We start from the raw sequence: 1,480 nt of genomic DNA on the forward strand, positions 1-1,480 counted from the left end.
AATAAGGGTCGCTCAGAAAGAGGCGCAGAGTCATTTAAGAGTGCTTGGGCACGTGCCAGAGATAAAGCTTTAAAGAATGGATTGGAAAATGACTCTGCTGAAAGATATAGAAGAAAATAAATCAGTAACTGAATGTGAGGACAAACATCAAGCGAGTAAAACGGCTGGCTATAAAAGCTTCAAAACAACAATGGACAATTATAATATGCTAGGTAACAAAGTTGTGTCGTTTACGAAGAAAGTGTGATGTTCAAAGCGTTTTTTAAAAATCGAGATTTATTCTGAAAGGTGTTGGTTACCAATTTTAAGTTCAATCCCGGCAATCACTTGCCAGGTCTGACTTTATAATGGTGCCGGAGGCGGAATCATTTTATTGGCTTATTGTGTTGATATTTATAGATAAATTAAATATCGTTCGTCGAGGTTGTTACAAAGGATGTTACTAAAGCTGGTAACGTGATTACCTAAAACAGTAAACTCATCTGACCAGAAAACTTTTTTAAGTTGCGGGTATGCAAAAAGAGCTTAGGCGACGGTACTGCATAAATTAGCCCTAGCGATTTAGGGTGCCCCTCCTATTAGCCAAGCGATAAACAACTATTGTCATGCACAGGTTACTTCGGTTGTTATATGTCTTGCCTGTGATCAACACGTATCATCTTGCCTTTAAACTACTTACGCCATTTCAAAGAAAACAAAAAATCGGTTTCTAACATGCATACACACTGCGTTCTTTGTGATGCGAAGTACCCGTATAGGTATTGCGTAGAGGGACCCAATTATTTTTATCGTGTCTGAGCAAGAATAACTAAACAACAACTTGAGGGTAAAATGATTTGTAACCAGACAAGCTCTGCGATGCGAATTACCCGTACTGATTAAGGTTGCTCTAAAGTACCTTTGCTTTCTGTTCTGCAGCAGGTGCTTTATCTAAAGGTGTGCCAGTTACAATCACCCCATTGCTACTGACGATGGTGGAGTTGTCACTTCTCATGATGCACATAAAGTCATCGCCTAGGTCATCTAGATTACTATCAGTGTTTATGATTGGTTCATCAGCTTGAATCGACAAAATGTTTCTCTCCTTTTACAAATCTCAAGAATAACAATGCTCAACCATACATGGGCTTTGGTTTCGATGCATATTGTTATCTAACGAAATAGGCTTCGTTTTGAGGTGTTCTAAGCTCAATCTTTACCTTAGGGTTTTGTTAGGGCTTCATGGACTTTGTTTGATTGGCTATTCATTGATACTCGTTTCTTACCGTCTGGCGTCACTGGGCCTGTGCTAGCGCCTCCATGGTATTTACAGCGACCATTGCCCCAATCAGTGCCACTATTCTTACACGGTGCGCCTGAGCGTGTTTTGGCTTCGCATTTCATACCAATGCAAATATTAGGAAAGGGTAATGAAGCGGGCGCTGGCTGTTTATAGCCACCAGCAACCCATGCATTGTATTTCACTGTACCATCACGATAG

Annotated in this window: 2 protein-coding genes; both read right to left on the reverse strand. The window is 40.4% G+C overall.

The window, feature by feature from the left end; all coding sequences use genetic code 11:
- Window positions 1-889: 889 nt before the first annotated feature.
- Window positions 890-1,072 carry a hypothetical protein gene (locus tag GPLA_RS07710; RefSeq protein ID WP_007104305.1) on the reverse strand — a complete coding sequence of 61 codons (183 nt, stop codon included), beginning with the start codon at window positions 1,070-1,072 and terminating at the stop codon, window positions 890-892.
- 128 nt (window positions 1,073-1,200) lie between these two features.
- The coding region (locus tag GPLA_RS07715; RefSeq protein WP_304621360.1) for an HGGxSTG domain-containing protein at window positions 1,201-1,480 on the reverse strand (280 nt) is incomplete at its 5' end.

Source organism: Paraglaciecola polaris LMG 21857, assembly GCF_000315055.1.
GTDB lineage: Bacteria > Pseudomonadota > Gammaproteobacteria > Enterobacterales > Alteromonadaceae > Paraglaciecola > Paraglaciecola polaris.